Below are 14,691 nucleotides of genomic sequence, written 5' to 3' on the forward strand. Positions count from 1 at the left end.
GAGACAGACAATGTCCCGCGTTGGAAAAATGCCGGTCATCGTCCCGCAAGGCGTGGACGTGACCATCAGCGCTGAGCAGATCAGCGTCAAGGGCGGTCTGGGCACCCTGGTGCGCCCGACGAATGCCCTGGTGACCGTGAAGAACGAAGGCGGCAAGCTGTCCTTCGTGCCGGTCAACGAGTCGGCCGATGCCGATGCCATGAGCGGCACCCTGCGCGCTCTGGTGGCCAATATGGTCAATGGCGTCAGCAAGGGCTTCGAAAAGAAGCTGAACCTGGTCGGCGTGGGCTTCCGTGCCCAGGCCCAAGGTCAGAAGCTGAACCTGCAGATCGGTTTCTCTCACCCCGTGGTGAAGGACATGCCGGCTGGTATCAAGGTTGAGTGCCCGACCCAGACCGAAATCCTGATCAAGGGTGCGGACCGCCAAGTGGTGGGCCAGATCGCCGCCGAAGTGCGTGCCTTCCGTCCGCCGGAGCCCTACAAGGGCAAGGGCATCCGCTATTCCGACGAGAAGGTCTCCCTCAAAGAGACCAAGAAGAAGTAAGGAGCAGCGACATGATGACCAAGAAAGAACAGCGCATCCGTCGTTCGCGTCAGACCCGCGCCCGCATTGCCCTGCAACGCGTTGCCCGCCTGACCGTGTTCCGCTCGAACCTGCACATCTACGCCAGCGTCATCTCGGAAGATGGCCAGCGCGTGCTGGCCAGCGCCTCGACTGCCGAGAAGGAAGTCCGCGCCGAGCTGGGCGCCGCAGGCAAGGGTGGCAACGTGGCTGCGGCCTCGCTGATCGGCAAGCGCATCGCCGAGAAGGCCAAGGCTGCCGGCATCGAGAAGGTGGCCTTCGACCGCGCCGGCTTCGCCTACCACGGCCGTATCAAGGCCCTGGCCGAAGCCGCCCGCGAAGCCGGCCTGCAGTTCTGACGCACAAAGGATTTAGAAATGGCAAAGTTTCAACCCCGCGCGCAGACCGAAGGCAATGACGACGGCCTGAAGGAAAAGATGATCGCGGTCAACCGCGTCACGAAGGTGGTGAAGGGCGGCCGTACGCTGTCCTTCGCGGCCCTGACGGTGGTGGGCGACGGCGACGGCCGTATCGGCATGGGCAAGGGCAAGGCGAAGGAAGTTCCGGTCGCCGTGCAGAAGGCCATGGAATCGGCTCGCCGCAACATGATCAAGGTCAACCTCAAGAACGGCACGATCCACCACAACGTGGTGGGCGAGCACGGCGCAGCGCACGTGATCATGGCTCCGGCTCCCGCCGGTACCGGCGTGATCGCCGGCGGCCCGATGCGTGCCGTCTTCGAAGTGATGGGCGTGACCGACATCGTGACCAAGAGCCACGGTTCGACCAACCCGTACAACATGGTCCGCGCCACGCTGGACGCGCTCAAGCGCTCCACCAACGCCGCGGAAGTCGCTGCCAAGCGCGGCAAGTCGGTCGAAGAAATTCTCGGCTGATCGCTGTATTGGAGAGACAGATGTCTGACAAGAAAACCCTGACGGTCAAGCTGGTCCGCAGCCCGATCGGCACCCGTGCCTCGCACCGTGCCACCGTGGTTGGTCTGGGTCTGCGCAAGCTGAACAGCACCAGCACGCTGGAAGACACGCCTGCTGTGCGCGGCATGATCAACAAGATCGCCTACCTCGTCCAGGTGCTGTAAGGCACCGGTCGAACTGAGGATTAGAAGATGGAACTCAATACGATCAAGCCTGCGGCTGGCGCTAAGCACGCCAAGCGTCGCGTCGGTCGTGGCATCGGCTCCGGTCTGGGCAAGACCGCCGGCCGTGGTCACAAGGGCCAGAAGTCGCGCGCCGGTGGTTTCCACAAGGTGGGCTTCGAAGGCGGCCAGATGCCGCTGCAGCGTCGCCTGCCCAAGCGCGGTTTCAAGTCGCAGAACAAGCCCTTCGTGGCCGAGATCAACCTGTCGGACCTGCAGAAGCTGGCCGGCGAAGAGATCGACCTGCTGACCCTGAAGGCCGTCGGCCTGGTGTCCGATCTGGTCAAGACAGTGAAGGTCATCAAGTCGGGCGAAATCAGCCGCAAGATCACGCTGAAGGGCGTGGGCGCGACGGCTGGTGCCAAGGCCGCGATCGAAGCCGCTGGCGGCTCCGTCGCTTAAAGCTTAGGAACTAGGCACAGTGGCAAGCAACCCTAATCAGTTGGCCAAGAGTGGCAAGTTCGGCGACCTGCGTCGCCGGCTTGTGTTCCTGTTGCTGGCGTTGGTGGTCTACCGCATCGGGGCGCATATCCCCGTGCCCGGTATCGATCCGGCCCAGCTGCAGGCGCTATTCAAAGGCCAGCAGGGCGGCATCCTGAGCCTGTTCAATATGTTCTCGGGCGGTGCGCTGTCGCGCTTCACCGTCTTCGCGCTGGGCATCATGCCCTACATCTCCGCCTCGATCGTCATGCAGCTCATGGGCTACGTGGTGCCGAGTCTGGAGGCGCTGAAGAAGGAAGGCGAGGCAGGGCGTCGCAAGATCACGCAGTACACGCGCTACGGCACGCTGGGTCTGGCGATCTTCCAAAGCTTGAGCATTGCGCTCGCGCTGGAGAGTTCGCCGGGTCTGGTGATCACCCCTGGCTTCGGTTTCCGCATGACCGCGGTGACCAGCCTGGTGGCCGGCACGATGTTCCTGATGTGGCTGGGGGAGCAGATCACCGAGCGCGGTCTGGGCAACGGGATCTCGATCCTGATCTTCGGCGGTATCGCCGCGGGTCTGCCCGGTGCGATCGGCGGCCTGCTGGAGCTGGTGCGAACCGGCGCGATGAGCATCATTTCCTCGATCTTCATCGTCGCAGTCGTCATCGCCGTGACCTATCTGGTGGTGTATGTCGAGCGCGGTCAGCGCAAGATCTTGGTGAACTACGCCAAGCGCCAGGTGGGCAACAAGGTGTATGGCGGCCAGAGCTCGCACCTGCCGCTCAAGCTCAACATGTCCGGCGTGATCCCCCCGATCTTCGCGTCGTCCATCATCCTGCTGCCGACCACCATCGTCAGCTGGGTCGCCACCGGCGACGGATGGCGCTGGTTGAAAGACCTCGCGGACATGCTGCGTCCGGGCCAGCCGATCTACGTGCTGCTCTACGCCGCTGCCATCGTGTTCTTCTGCTTCTTCTACACGGCCCTGGTGTTCAACAGCCGTGAGACCGCAGACAACCTGAAGAAGAGCGGCGCCTTCATCCCCGGGATCCGTCCCGGTGATCAGACCGCCAAGCATATTGACAAGATCCTGTCGCGGCTGACCTTGGTCGGTGCCGTCTACATCACGGCGGTGTGTCTGCTGCCCGAGTTCCTGGTGCTGAAGTACAACGTCCCGTTCTACTTCGGCGGCACGTCCCTGTTGATCATCGTGGTCGTCACGATGGACTTCTGGGCTCAGGTGCAGAGCTACGTGATGAGTCAGCAGTATGAATCGCTGCTGAAGAAGGCAAATTTCAAGGCCAGCTGAGAAGCGGGTCGAATAAGTTAAACAAACTCCACTGGAACAGAAAACGTAGGCATGGCGAAAGACGACGTCATTCAGATGCAGGGCGAGATCCTTGAGAACCTCCCCAATGCCACGTTTCGCGTGAAGCTGGAGAACGGGCATGTGGTCCTCGGGCACATCTCCGGCAAGATGCGGATGCACTACATCCGTATCCTGCCGGGCGACAAGGTGACCGTCGAACTCACGCCCTACGATTTGAGTCGTGCTCGCATCGTATTCCGGGCGAAGTGAGCTTTTTCATTGTCCCGGGGACGCGCAAGAGCGCTTAAGAGTTAGGTCAAGGAGCAGACTATGAAAGTTTCGGCATCCGTCAAGGCAATGTGCCGTAATTGCAAGGTCATCCGTCGCAAGGGCGTGGTGCGTGTGATCTGTACCGATCCGCGCCACAAGCAGCGCCAAGGCTGATTGCTGCACGACTAAAGCGAATTAGAGGACGCACATGGCACGTATTGCTGGTATCAACATTCCGCCGCAAAAGCACACCGAGATCGGTCTGACTTCGATCTACGGCATTGGCCGTACGACCGCGCAGAAGATCTGCACTGATTGCGGTATCCCGTTCGACAAGAAGGTCAAGGACCTCACCGACGCTGATCTGGAAAAGATCCGTGACGCCGTGGGCAAGATGACCATCGAAGGCGACCTGCGTCGCGAAATGTCGATCAACATCAAGCGCCTGATGGACCTGGGTTGCTACCGCGGCTTCCGTCATCGTCGTGGTCTGCCCATGCGCGGCCAGCGTACCCGCACGAATGCCCGTACCCGCAAGGGTCCGCGCAAGTCGGCGGCTACCGGCAAGAAGTGATCAAGCGGCAACCGCACTGAAAGAAGGTCAATATGGCAAAAGCACCCAATAACTCGGCTGCCCAGCGCGTTCGCAAGAAGGTCCGCAAGAATGTGGCCGACGGTGTGGCTCACGTCCACGCTTCGTTCAACAACACGATCATCACGATCACCGACCGTCAAGGCGGCGCCCTGTCCTGGGCTTCGTCGGGCGGCCAGGGTTTCAAGGGCTCGCGCAAGTCGACCCCCTTCGCGGCCCAGGTGGCTGCCGAAGTGGCCGGCCGTGCCGCTCAAGAGCAGGGCATCAAGAACCTGGACGTGAAGATCAAGGGCCCCGGTCCCGGCCGTGAGTCTTCGGTGCGTGCACTGGCTGCCCTGGGCATCCGCATCACCTCGATCTCCGACGTGACCCCGGTGCCGCATAACGGCTGCCGCCCTCAGAAGCGTCGCCGCATCTAAGCTTCGAGTGATTTCGAAGTTTGTGCGATAATCGCTAGTTCGATTTTCCAGCCGGCTGGTACGCAAGTGCCAGCCGGCCGTTTTGCTGAAGCCTGAGCCTCATGGCGACGCTTCGATAAGCCCACCGTCCGAGCCCATTACAACACCGGCCGGACTCGCGCAGGCGCCTGACTTCCAGGCCTTGCGTCAGATTGAACAAGGACACGCAAAGTGGCACGTTACCTCGGCCCGAAGGCCAAACTTTCCCGCCGTGAAGGCACCGACCTGTTCCTGAAGAGCGCCCGCCGCGCCATCAGCGACAAGGCCAAGTTCGACAGCAAGCCCGGCCAGCATGGCCGCACCTCCGGCCAGCGCACCAGCGACTTCGGCCTGCAGCTGCGCGAAAAGCAGAAGGTCAAGCGCATGTACGGCGTGCTGGAGCGTCAGTTCCGCCGCTATTTCGCCGAAGCCGAGCGCCGCAAGGGCTCGACCGGCGTGAACCTGCTGCAACTGCTGGAATCGCGTCTGGACAACGTGGTCTACCGCATGGGCTTTGGTTCCACCCGTGCCGAAGCGCGCCAGCTGGTCTCGCACAAGGGCATCACGGTGAACGGCGAGGTCGTGAACATCGCTTCCTACCTGGTCAAGGCCGGTGACACCGTCGCCGTGCGCGAAAAGGCCAAGAAGCAGCTGCGCGTCGTCGACGCGTTCAAGCTGGCCGAGTCCATCGGCATGCCCGCCTGGGTCCAAGTGGACGGCAGCAAGCTGGAAGGCGTCTTCAAGAAGGCCCCCGACCGCGACGAATTCGGCGCTGAAATCAACGAATCGCTGATCGTTGAGTTGTACTCGCGTTAATCGTGAAGTTCCGGCCGGGCGGCCCTTGACGGGCCCGCTCGGCTTTGCCGTTTTCATCGGCTTTGCCGTTATCTCGTCCGGGTGCAGGCCAGTCGCGCTGTGCCCGGTTGGTCCCTCAGCCTTATCGGTGTAACGAACCGAGGGTATTGAAAGAAAGACCTCATGCAAACCAATCTGCTCAAACCCAAATCCATCAATGTGGAGCCCCTGGGCGGTCACCGCGCCAAGGTCACCCTGGAGCCGTTCGAACGCGGCTATGGCCACACCCTGGGCAACGCCCTGCGCCGTGTGTTGCTGTCCTCGATGGTGGGTTATGCGCCGACGGAAGTGACGATTGCCGGCGTGCTGCACGAGTACTCGGCCATCGACGGCGTGCAAGAGGACGTGGTTCACATCATGCTGAACCTGAAGGGCGTGGTCTTCCGTCTGCACAACCGCGAGGAAGTCACCCTGGTCCTGCGCAAGGAAGGTGAAGGCCCGGTCACGGCCGCCGACATCCAGACCCCGCACGACGTCGAGATCATCAATCCCGAGCACGTCATCGCCCACCTGTCGCAAGGCGGCAAGCTGGACATGCAGATCAAGGTCGAGAAGGGCCGTGGCTATGTGCCCGGCACGATGCGCCGCTACGGCGACGAGCCGACCAAGAGCATCGGCCGCATCGTCCTGGACGCCTCGTTCTCGCCCGTGCGCCGCGTCAGCTACGCCGTCGAGAACGCCCGCGTCGAGCAGCGTACCGACCTGGACAAGCTGGTCATGGAGATCGAAACCAACGGCGCCATCTCGCCCGAGGAAGCGATCCGCGCTTCGGCCAAGATCCTGGTTGAACAGCTGGCCGTCTTCGCCCAGCTGCAAGGCACCGATCTGGTCGACGCCTTCGACCAGCCGGCCCAGCGCTCCAGCAGCTTCGATCCGATCCTGCTGCGTCCGGTCGACGAGCTCGAGCTGACCGTGCGTTCGGCCAACTGCCTGAAGGCCGAAAACATCTACTACATCGGCGACCTGATCCAGCGCACCGAGACCGAGCTGCTGAAGACCCCGAACCTGGGTCGCAAGTCGCTCAACGAAATCAAGGAAGTGCTGGCTTCGCGCGGTCTGACTCTGGGCGCCCGCCTGGAAAACTGGCCGCCGCAAGGTCTGGACAAGCGTTAATTTTTGAAAGTGGGTGGCGCGCTGACCAACGCCACCCGGTGCACCCGGCAGTACCTGATACGGCTGCCGGTATTACACAGTAGGAAAGGAAAGCACCATGCGTCATCGTAACGGCCTCCGTAAGCTCAACCGCACCAGCGAACACCGCAAGGCGATGTTCCGCAATATGTGCGTCTCGCTGCTGCAGCACGAAGCCATCAAGACCACCGTTCCCAAAGCCAAGGAACTGCGCAAGCTGGTCGAGCCCCTGATCACGCTGGCCAAGGAGCCTACGCTGGCGAACCGCCGTCTGGCCTTCGACCGCCTGCGCGACCGCGACATCGTGACCAAGCTCTTCAACGAGCTGGGCCCCCGCTTCAAGACCCGTCCGGGCGGCTACACCCGCATCCTGAAAATGGGCTTCCGCGTCGGCGACAACGCCCCGATGGCCTATGTCGAGCTGGTGGACCGCGCCGAAGAAGCCGCACCGGCCGAAGCCGCTGCCGAGTAATAAGCATCTGATCGCTGCCGGCGCCCATGTGGCGCCAGCGCGCACCCCAAAGGGCCAGCTCTGCTGGCCTTTTTCTTTGCCCGCAGGCTGCAGACTCGGCAATGTCGTAATTTCATGCTATACTGCTAGCTTCAGTCGCGGGGTGGAGCAGTCTGGTAGCTCGTTGGGCTCATAACCCAAAGGTCGTAGGTTCAAATCCTGCCCCCGCAACCAACCAGAATTCAAGGCAGCAGCGGCCCAAAGCGCTGTTGCCGGAGTGGATGAAAGAGCCGCCTGCCAAGGCGGTTTTTGTTTCCCGGTACCCTTCAGTCGCGGGGTGGAGCAGTCTGGTAGCTCGTTGGGCTCATAACCCAAAGGTCGTAGGTTCAAATCCTGCCCCCGCAACCATAACAACAAGGCCCTTGCATCGCTGCAAGGGCCTTTTGTCTTTCTGGCTGCGTCGTCCGTCAGATCAGCCGCGCCAGCGCCTCGCCCATCTCGGTCGTCGAGGCCTGGCCGCCCAGGTCGCGCGTGCGCGGGCCCTGCATCAGCGTGGTCTCGATGGCCTTCAGCACCGCGTCATGCGCGGCCCGCTCGCCCAGGAACTCCAGCATCAGCGCGGCCGACCAGATCATCGCGACCGGGTTGGCGATGTTCTGCCCGTAGATGTCCGGCGCCGAGCCATGCACCGGCTCGAAGAGTGACGGGAAGTTGCGCTCCGGGTTCAGGTTCGCCGAGGGCGCCAGGCCGATCGTGCCGGTGGTCGCCGGCCCCAGGTCGGACAGGATGTCGCCGAACAGGTTCGAGGCCACCACCACGTCGAAACGCCCCGGCTGCAGCACGAAGCGCGCGCTCAGGATGTCGATGTGCTGCTTGTCCACGGTCACCGCCGGATAGCCCTGGCCCACCGCATCGGCGCGGCCGTCCCACCAGGGCATGCTGATCGCGATGCCATTGCTCTTGGTCGCCACGGTCAGATGCTTGCGCGGCCGCTCGCTGGCGCGCTCGAAGGCGTACTTCAGCACCCGGTTGGCGCCGAAGCGCGAGTAGACCGACTCCTGGATCACGATCTCCCGCTCGGTGCCGGCATACATCACGCCGCCCAGATTGGTGTATTCGCCCTCGGTGTTCTCGCGCACCACCAGGTAGTCGATCTCGCCCGGTTTGCGGCCGGCCAGCGGGCAGGGCACGCCCTCGAACAGGCGCACCGGGCGCAGATTGATGTACTGGTCGAATTCGCGGCGGAACTTCAAGAGCGAGCCCCACAGCGACACATGGTCTGGCACCGTGGCCGGCCAGCCGACCGCGCCAAACAGGATCGCGTCATGATCCTGCAGCTGCGCCTTCCAGTCGTCCGGCATCATCTGGCCATGGGCCGCGTAGTAGTCGCAGCTGGCCCATTCGATCGGGGTCAGCTCCAGCTTGAAGCCGAAGCGCTGCGCGGCCGCCTGCAGCGCGCGCAGGCCCTCGGGCATCACTTCCTTGCCGATCCCGTCTCCGGGGATCACGGCGATCTTGTAGGTCCTGTGGCTCATGACGGGCTATCTCTTTCTCGCATCAGTGGGGGAGGCACACCGGATTCTGCGCCGCACCTGCATGCCGGAGCAGATCTGCAGGCTCAGCATGGGCGGCTACCAGCCCTGCTGCCAGCGCAGCGACAGTAGCCAGGTGCGACCCGGCGCCGGCTCGAAGAAGCGGCCATTGCCCTCGTTGACGATCACGCTGCTGACGTAGTCGCGGTCGGCGACGTTGTCGACGCGGCCCAGCAGCTCCAGCCGGCCCGGGCCGAGCGGGATCTGCCAGCGCGCGCGCAGGTGCACCAAGCCATAGCCGGCGGCGGCGTCGCTGTTGATGTCGTTGACCCATTGCCGCCCCTGCGCGCGGCCCTCGACGGCCAGCTCCAGCCCGGGTAGCGCGGCCCAGGCCAGCTCGGCATAGGCGCTGCGCGAAATCGTGCCGGCGATGCGCCGGCCGGGTGCGACGAACAACAGGCTCGGCGCCAGGCAGGGCGCGGCGGCGCAGGTCGTGAAGCCATCGCGGTAGCGCGCGTCCAGCCAGCTCAGGGAGAACTGGCCGCGCCAGTCGCGCGCCGCACGCCAGCGTGCCTCCAGTTCGGCGCCCTCGCGCCGGGTGCGGCCGACATTGCGGTAGCTGGCGCGGCCGCCGCTGTTGCCGGCCACCGCGATCTCGTCGCGGCTGTCGGCCTGGAACAGCGCCGCGTCCAGCGCCAGGCCGGGATCGGGCCGCCATTTGGCGCCCAGCTCGGCCTGCCGGCTGGTCTGGGCGCGCAGGCCTGGGTTGAAGCCGCCCAGGCCGTCGTTGCGGTAGGCCAGCTCGCCCTGCGTGGGAGATTCGAAGCCGCGGCCCAGGCTCAGGTAGGTGTTCAGCGTCGGCAGCGTGCGCCATTGCAGCGCGGCGAAGGGGTTGCTGTAGTCGTAGCGCTTGCGGCCGGAGTCATCGGGGTTGGCGCCGCCGACATAGCGGTCGCGCACCTTGAATTCGGCCTCGCCGCGGCGCAGGCCCAGGCTGGCCTGCCAGCGCGGCGCCAGGTCGATGTCGGCCTGCGCGTACAGGTCGCGCCCGCCCAGGCGGTTGCGCTCGTCGCGGCGCAGCCGGCCGGTGACGCCCAGCAGCTGGGCCTCGCCGCTGCCGATGAAGTTCTCGTAGCCCTGGCGGTGCTCGCGGCTGTCGTCCAGCGCGGCGCCCAGCACCACGCGGGCGCGGCGCTGCGGGTCGGCCAGCGGCCAGGACCAGACCAGGCGGCCGTCGAGGCCGTGGTAGTCGCGCTCGAAGGCGATCACGCCGCCGGGCTGGCGCGCGTTGGCCTGGCTGGCGACCGGGATCGACTGCCATTGCCGCACCTCGCGCCGGCCCAGATGGGCGCTCAACTGCAGCTGCTGCAGAGCGCCGGCGTCCTCGAAGCGGTGCCGCCAGCTGAGGCCGAGCTGGCGCTGCCGGGTGCTCTTGCGGGTGTTGAAGCGGTCCGGCTCGCCGGGTTCGGCCTGCGGCAGCGCCAGCTCCGCGGTCTGGTGCGGATCGGCGCTGAGCTGCGCGCGGGTCAGGCCCAGCGGATCCTTGGCCGGCTGCTCGATCGCATTCAGGATCAGCACCACCCGGTCGCGCGCGCCGTCCCAGGCCAGGCGCAGATTGGCCAGGTCGCGCCGGCTCGCGCTCTGCGGGCGAAAGCCATCGGTCTCGAAGCTGGCGAGCTGGGCGCGCAGGCTGAAGGGCAGGGTGCTGCTGGCCGGCAGCTCCAGCCCCAGGCGCCATTGGCGCTGGCCGTTGCTGGCGATGTCGCTATCCAGCAGCAAGCGGCGCTCGATCGGTGCGGCGCTGTGCAGCAGGATCGCGCCGCCGGAGCTGTTGCCGTAGAGCGCCGAGAAGGGACCGCGCAGCACCTCGATGCGCTGCGCGCCGGCCAGGTCGAAATGCGAGACCTGACCCTGGCCGTCCGGGCCGGTGGCGGGGATGCCGTCGCTGTACAGGCGCAGGCCGCGCACGCCGAAGCTGGCGCGCGCGCCGAAGCCGCGCGAGCTGAGCTGCAGGTCCTGCGCATAGTTGTGGCGCGGGTTCGCGACGATGCCGGGCAGGTGCTGCAGCGCCTCGCTGAGATTGACCATCGGGCCCGCATTGCGCAGCTGCTCGGCGTCGATCACGCTGACCGCATAGGGCGTGTCGAACAGGCGCTGCTCGGCGCCGCCCTGGTCCAGCACCACCCGTTCCAGCGTGGTCGCGTCCTGCGCTTGCGCGCCGGCGGCCGGCAGGCCCAGGGCTGCGGCAGCGAGCAGGGCAAGGGGCAGAGCAGCGGGTGGCGAGATGGGCTGTGGCATGGGCTGGCGGCGGATGAGCGAATGAGAAAGGCCCGCCGCGGGGCGGGCCTCGATCGCGCTGCGGCGCAGGATAGCCGAAGCGATGGCGCCTGTTAGCGTCCGCGGAACCAGAACACGGGCTGCCAGCCCCAGCCGCTCTCCGTGACCAGCGCGGCCAGCAGGCTCAGCATGCCCTCGCCGTCGAAGCCGAGGTCGCTGCCCGGTGCCAGCGCCACCCGATCGGCGCTCAGCTTCAGGCGCAGCGCGGCCAGGCGCTCGGGGTCCAGCAGCGTGGTCTGCACCCTGCGCTGCCAGACCCGGTCGGCCCGCGGGCGCGCGGGATCACTGGCCGCGTCGCAGAGCCCGCCGCGCAGGGATGCCTCGTCCTCGTCCTGCGGGGCGGCGGCGTCCGCCGTCAGCAGCTCGCGCACCTGCACGCGGCGCGCCGTCGCATCCAGCCGCAGCAGGGCCGCATGCGAGCGCCCCTCGGCCAGGCCGCGATGCTCGACGCGCCATAAACCGTCCGCCTGCTGGCGTACGCCGAGCGGCAGGCCCAGCCGCGCGAGTGCGTGCAGCCGCTGGCCCAGCAGCGCCGGCGTCACCGCGGCGTGGCCGGGTACCGGCGGCAGGCGCGTCGTTGCGGTGCCGGCCCAGAGCAGGAAGCCCAGCGCGAAGGCGATGTGCAAGGTGAGATAGGCAAGTGCTAATGGCCAGAAGGGGCGTGGCGGCGCGTCGGGTGCCGAGGGCATCTCGGGCGACGCGGCCGGTAGCGCCAGCGCCTGCCAGCGCGACTGCAGCAGCGCCGCCGAGCGGGCGCGCAGCTCCAGCAGGTCGGCGCCGTACAGCGCCAGGCGCGCGTCGAGCGGCGTCGCACGCAGCAGCGCGTCCAGCTGCGCGTGATAGCGCCGCGCGGCAGGCGCGTCGGCAAAGCGGATCAGGCGCAGCTCGCTGCCATCGGCGAAGGCGGCGCTGCGCATCAGCAGCACGCCGCTGCCTTGCAGCAGGGCGGCCGGCAGCCGCTGCTGGCTCAGCGCGCCGGCGAACAGGGGCTCGTCGGCCAGGCGCGGCGGCGGTGGTGTTGCGGGCCGGGCCGGTGTGCGCTCCAGCCCGCTGCTCCACATCAGCAGCAGCAGGGGCAGCATGAACACGCCGCAGACCAGGCGCAGCATCACCTGGCGCGGCGGGCCCGGCCAGCGCCAGGCCAGCAGGCCCAGCGCGGGCAGGGCCGCGGCGACCAGCAGCTCCATCGGCGCCGGCTTGAGGCTCAGCTGCTGCCAGCGCCAGGCGGGCAGGGCGACGGCCATCAGCAGCAGGAAGGTGCAGGCCAGCGCGCCGGCCTTGTGCAGCGCGGGGATGGTGGGGTGGGGCGGCATCGCGGGTCCTTGCAGCGGGCGCCAGGGCGGCGCCGGACCCGGACTGTGCCGAGGGGGCGATTCAGCGCGGTTTCGCGGCCGCGCTCAGGCTGTTTCTTTTGTTGTGGCCGGCCAGGCGCGCATCGCGGCATGAGCGGTGGCCAGCAGGGCCGCGTGGCTGGCGCCATCCTTGGCCTGCATCGACATGCCCTGGTAGACCGTGCTGTAGAAGCCGGCCAGGGCTGCGGTGTCGGTATCGGCCGGCAGCTCGCGCTCCTGCACGCCGCGCTCGATGCGCTCGCGGATCGCCGCATCGCCGGCGGCGCGGCGCTTGGCCAGCGCGGCCTGGATATGGGCCGAGGCCTCGGAGCAGTTGGTGGCCGCCATCACGACCATGCAGCCGCGCGGGTGGCAGGGGCGGGTCAGTTCCTCGGCGGCCTCCTCCAGGAAGCGCTGGACGGCGCCATGGGCGGTCGTCTCCTCTTCCAGCGCGCGCGGGAAGCCGGAGGCCGGGCCCAGCACATAGCGCTCAATGGCTTCCAGGAACAGGCGTTCCTTGTCGCCGAAGGCGGTGTAGAGGCTGGGGGCGGTGATGCCCATCGCGGCGGTCAGTTCGGCGATCGAGGCGGCCTCGTAGCCGCGCTGCCAGAACACATGCATTGCGCTGTCCAGCGCCTTGTCTCGGTCAAACGACAGCGGGCGACCGCGCGGCTTGCTCGCCTGGGGTGCTGCTATTTTCATAATGATCGATATTAAATGTCTTGACGTCGGCGCGCAAGCCGGCTACATTGCCACTCACATTATCGTAACGATCACTACGAAATCCCGACAGAGGCTCCATCATGACATGTATTGACCTTGTTGTGCCGAGTCGGCGCCTTAACCCCGGCGACGGGCCCGCCGAATCGGCCGGGAGCTGGTGCGTCGGCGGCATCCGCTGTTGCTGACGCCGCCGGCCGGGTCCGGCGGGCGCTGAGTTGAGCGCCCCAGCCGTCACCCCGCGCCGACTCTTCCTCGTCCTTTCCTGTCTCTTGCACGAGCTCGCCGCGAGCCCGTGCCGGGCAGCGCTTTGTCTGTCTTTTCGGAGTTCATCACCATGACGCAGCACCCCACAACTCAACCGAAGTCCATCCCTTCCACCCCCTCGCGCACCCGCCGTCTGTGGGCCGCCGGCACCGCGCTGACCGCGATCGCCGCGGTCTCGGCCGCGATCTTCGGCCTGCAGAGCGCCGGCGCCGACGCTCCGCCGCCCGCGGCCGCCGCCACGCCGGTCTCGGCCGCGGTGGTGCAGGCCGCCGAGGTCTCGACCTGGGACGAGTTCTCCGGCCGACTGGAGGCGGTGGAGCGCGTCGAGCTGCGCCCGCGCGTGGCCGGCACCGTGCACGCCGTGCATTTCCGCGAGGGCGCGCTGGTCAAGCAGGGCGAGCTGCTGATCACGATCGATCCCGCGCCCTTCGCGGCCGAGGCCGAGCGCGCCGAGGCCCAGGTGGCCGCGGCCCAGGCCCGCGCGGCCAACGCCAAGACGGAGCTGGCGCGCGCGCAGCGCCTGCTGGCCGAGCAGGCAATCGCGCAGCGCGAGTTCGACGAGCGCAGCAATGGCCTGCGCGAGGCCGAGGCCAATCTGCGCGCCGCCCAGGCCGGCCTGCAGGCCGCCAAGCTGAGCCTCAGTTACACCCAGGTGCGCGCGCCGGTCTCGGGCCGCGTCGGCAAGCTGGAGATCACGGTCGGCAACCAGGTCGCCGCCGGTCCCGGCGCGCCGCTGCTGACCACGCTGATGTCGGTCAGCCCGATCTATGCCAGCTTCGACGCCGACGAGCAGGTCATCGCCAGGGCGCTGGCCGAGCGCAGCAAGCTGGAGCGCATCCCGGTGCAGATGGGCACGATCACCCAGGACGGCACGCCGCTGGAGGGCCGCCTGCAGCTGATCGACAACCAGATCAATGCCAAGAGCGGCACGGTGCGGGTGCGCGCGGTGTTCGACAACAAGGACGGCAGCCTGATGCCGGGCCAGTTCGCCCGCGTGCGCATGGGCGCGTCGGCCAAGACTCAGGCCCTGCTGGTCAACGAGCGCGCGGTCGGCACCGACCAGAGCAAGCGCTTCGTGATGGTGGTAGGCGAGGGCAACAAGGCCGAGTACCGCGAGGTGCAGCTGGGCGCGCCGGTCGGCGGCCTGCGCATCGTTACCGCGGGCCTGAAGCCCAACGAGCGCATCGTCGTCAACGGCCTGCAGCGCGTGCGCCCCGGCGCCCTGCTGGAGCCCAAGCTGGTGGCGATGGATGCCAAGCCCGAGGTGCAGGCCGCCAAGGCCGCCGCGGCCGCCAAGAAAAGCTGATTAGAGAGACGG

At 66.8% G+C, this 14,691-nt stretch carries 18 protein-coding genes and 2 tRNA genes; 16 read left to right on the plus strand and 4 right to left on the minus strand.

What is annotated here, in order from left to right; translation table 11 throughout:
• The first annotated feature begins 10 nt into the window (after positions 1 to 10).
• The 15 genes from rplF (at position 11) to G8A07_RS04070 (ending at position 7,594) form a co-directional block, all read left to right on the plus strand.
• On the plus strand, positions 11 to 544 hold the full coding sequence (rplF, locus tag G8A07_RS04000) for a 50S ribosomal protein L6 (protein ID WP_195795817.1): 534 nt from the start codon (positions 11 to 13) through the stop codon (positions 542 to 544).
• Between the two features lie 11 nt (positions 545 to 555).
• Entirely contained in the window at positions 556 to 921 is a 366-nt protein-coding gene (rplR, locus tag G8A07_RS04005) for a 50S ribosomal protein L18 (protein WP_195795818.1), read from the plus strand.
• Between the two features lie 18 nt (positions 922 to 939).
• Positions 940 to 1,458, plus strand: coding sequence for a 30S ribosomal protein S5 (rpsE, locus tag G8A07_RS04010; protein WP_195795819.1), 519 nt, complete (start codon positions 940 to 942; stop codon positions 1,456 to 1,458).
• A 20-nt stretch (positions 1,459 to 1,478) separates the two neighbouring features.
• Complete coding sequence (rpmD, locus tag G8A07_RS04015; RefSeq protein WP_195795820.1) at positions 1,479 to 1,661, plus strand: 50S ribosomal protein L30; 183 nt, start codon at positions 1,479 to 1,481, stop codon at positions 1,659 to 1,661.
• Between the two features lie 27 nt (positions 1,662 to 1,688).
• Entirely contained in the window at positions 1,689 to 2,120 is a 432-nt protein-coding gene (gene rplO, locus G8A07_RS04020; RefSeq protein ID WP_195795821.1) for a 50S ribosomal protein L15, read from the plus strand.
• 19 nt (positions 2,121 to 2,139) lie between these two features.
• On the plus strand, positions 2,140 to 3,450 hold the full coding sequence (secY, locus tag G8A07_RS04025) for a preprotein translocase subunit SecY (protein WP_195795822.1): 1,311 nt from the start codon (positions 2,140 to 2,142) through the stop codon (positions 3,448 to 3,450).
• A 51-nt stretch (positions 3,451 to 3,501) separates the two neighbouring features.
• On the plus strand, positions 3,502 to 3,720 hold the full coding sequence (infA, locus tag G8A07_RS04030; protein WP_009855680.1) for a translation initiation factor IF-1: 219 nt from the start codon (positions 3,502 to 3,504) through the stop codon (positions 3,718 to 3,720).
• 60 nt (positions 3,721 to 3,780) lie between these two features.
• Positions 3,781 to 3,894 (plus strand): 50S ribosomal protein L36, encoded by a 114-nt coding sequence (gene rpmJ, locus G8A07_RS04035; protein ID WP_077036445.1) that lies wholly within the window; start codon positions 3,781 to 3,783, stop codon positions 3,892 to 3,894.
• A 34-nt stretch (positions 3,895 to 3,928) separates the two neighbouring features.
• The gene (rpsM, locus tag G8A07_RS04040) at positions 3,929 to 4,294 is read left to right on the plus strand and encodes a 30S ribosomal protein S13 (RefSeq protein ID WP_195795823.1); all 366 of its coding nucleotides are present in this window, start codon (positions 3,929 to 3,931) and stop codon (positions 4,292 to 4,294) included.
• A 32-nt stretch (positions 4,295 to 4,326) separates the two neighbouring features.
• The gene (rpsK, locus tag G8A07_RS04045; RefSeq protein ID WP_195795824.1) at positions 4,327 to 4,731 is read left to right on the plus strand and encodes a 30S ribosomal protein S11; all 405 of its coding nucleotides are present in this window, start codon (positions 4,327 to 4,329) and stop codon (positions 4,729 to 4,731) included.
• Positions 4,732 to 4,941: 210 nt separating this feature from the next.
• Entirely contained in the window at positions 4,942 to 5,565 is a 624-nt protein-coding gene (gene rpsD, locus G8A07_RS04050; RefSeq protein WP_195795825.1) for a 30S ribosomal protein S4, read from the plus strand.
• Between the two features lie 162 nt (positions 5,566 to 5,727).
• Entirely contained in the window at positions 5,728 to 6,717 is a 990-nt protein-coding gene (gene rpoA / locus G8A07_RS04055; protein WP_124448780.1) for a DNA-directed RNA polymerase subunit alpha, read from the plus strand.
• A gap of 97 nt (positions 6,718 to 6,814) precedes the next feature.
• Complete coding sequence (gene rplQ / locus G8A07_RS04060) at positions 6,815 to 7,207, plus strand: 50S ribosomal protein L17 (RefSeq protein WP_195795826.1); 393 nt, start codon at positions 6,815 to 6,817, stop codon at positions 7,205 to 7,207.
• A 136-nt stretch (positions 7,208 to 7,343) separates the two neighbouring features.
• Positions 7,344 to 7,420 (plus strand) — tRNA-Met (locus G8A07_RS04065).
• Between the two features lie 97 nt (positions 7,421 to 7,517).
• Positions 7,518 to 7,594: transfer RNA gene (locus G8A07_RS04070), tRNA-Met, on the plus strand.
• Between the two features lie 59 nt (positions 7,595 to 7,653).
• Here G8A07_RS04070 and G8A07_RS04075 read toward each other — a convergent pair.
• From G8A07_RS04075 to G8A07_RS04090, 4 genes are all read right to left on the minus strand, one after another.
• Positions 7,654 to 8,721 carry a tartrate dehydrogenase gene (locus G8A07_RS04075; RefSeq protein ID WP_195795827.1) on the minus strand — a complete coding sequence of 356 codons (1,068 nt, stop codon included), beginning with the start codon at positions 8,719 to 8,721 and terminating at the stop codon, positions 7,654 to 7,656.
• Between the two features lie 96 nt (positions 8,722 to 8,817).
• Complete coding sequence (locus tag G8A07_RS04080; RefSeq protein WP_195795828.1) at positions 8,818 to 11,016, minus strand: TonB-dependent receptor; 2,199 nt, start codon at positions 11,014 to 11,016, stop codon at positions 8,818 to 8,820.
• A 92-nt stretch (positions 11,017 to 11,108) separates the two neighbouring features.
• Positions 11,109 to 12,368 (minus strand): hypothetical protein, encoded by a 1,260-nt coding sequence (locus G8A07_RS04085; protein ID WP_195795829.1) that lies wholly within the window; start codon positions 12,366 to 12,368, stop codon positions 11,109 to 11,111.
• A gap of 84 nt (positions 12,369 to 12,452) precedes the next feature.
• Entirely contained in the window at positions 12,453 to 13,007 is a 555-nt protein-coding gene (locus G8A07_RS04090) for a TetR/AcrR family transcriptional regulator (protein ID WP_249937214.1), read from the minus strand.
• A 436-nt stretch (positions 13,008 to 13,443) separates the two neighbouring features.
• On the opposite strand from G8A07_RS04090, the gene G8A07_RS04095 reads away from it, so the two are divergent.
• A complete protein-coding gene (locus tag G8A07_RS04095; protein WP_195795831.1) occupies positions 13,444 to 14,679 on the plus strand; it encodes an efflux RND transporter periplasmic adaptor subunit in 1,236 nt (411 codons plus the stop codon).
• Positions 14,680 to 14,691 lie beyond the last annotated feature (12 nt).

This window comes from Roseateles sp. DAIF2, assembly GCF_015624425.1.
GTDB lineage: Bacteria > Pseudomonadota > Gammaproteobacteria > Burkholderiales > Burkholderiaceae_C > Kinneretia.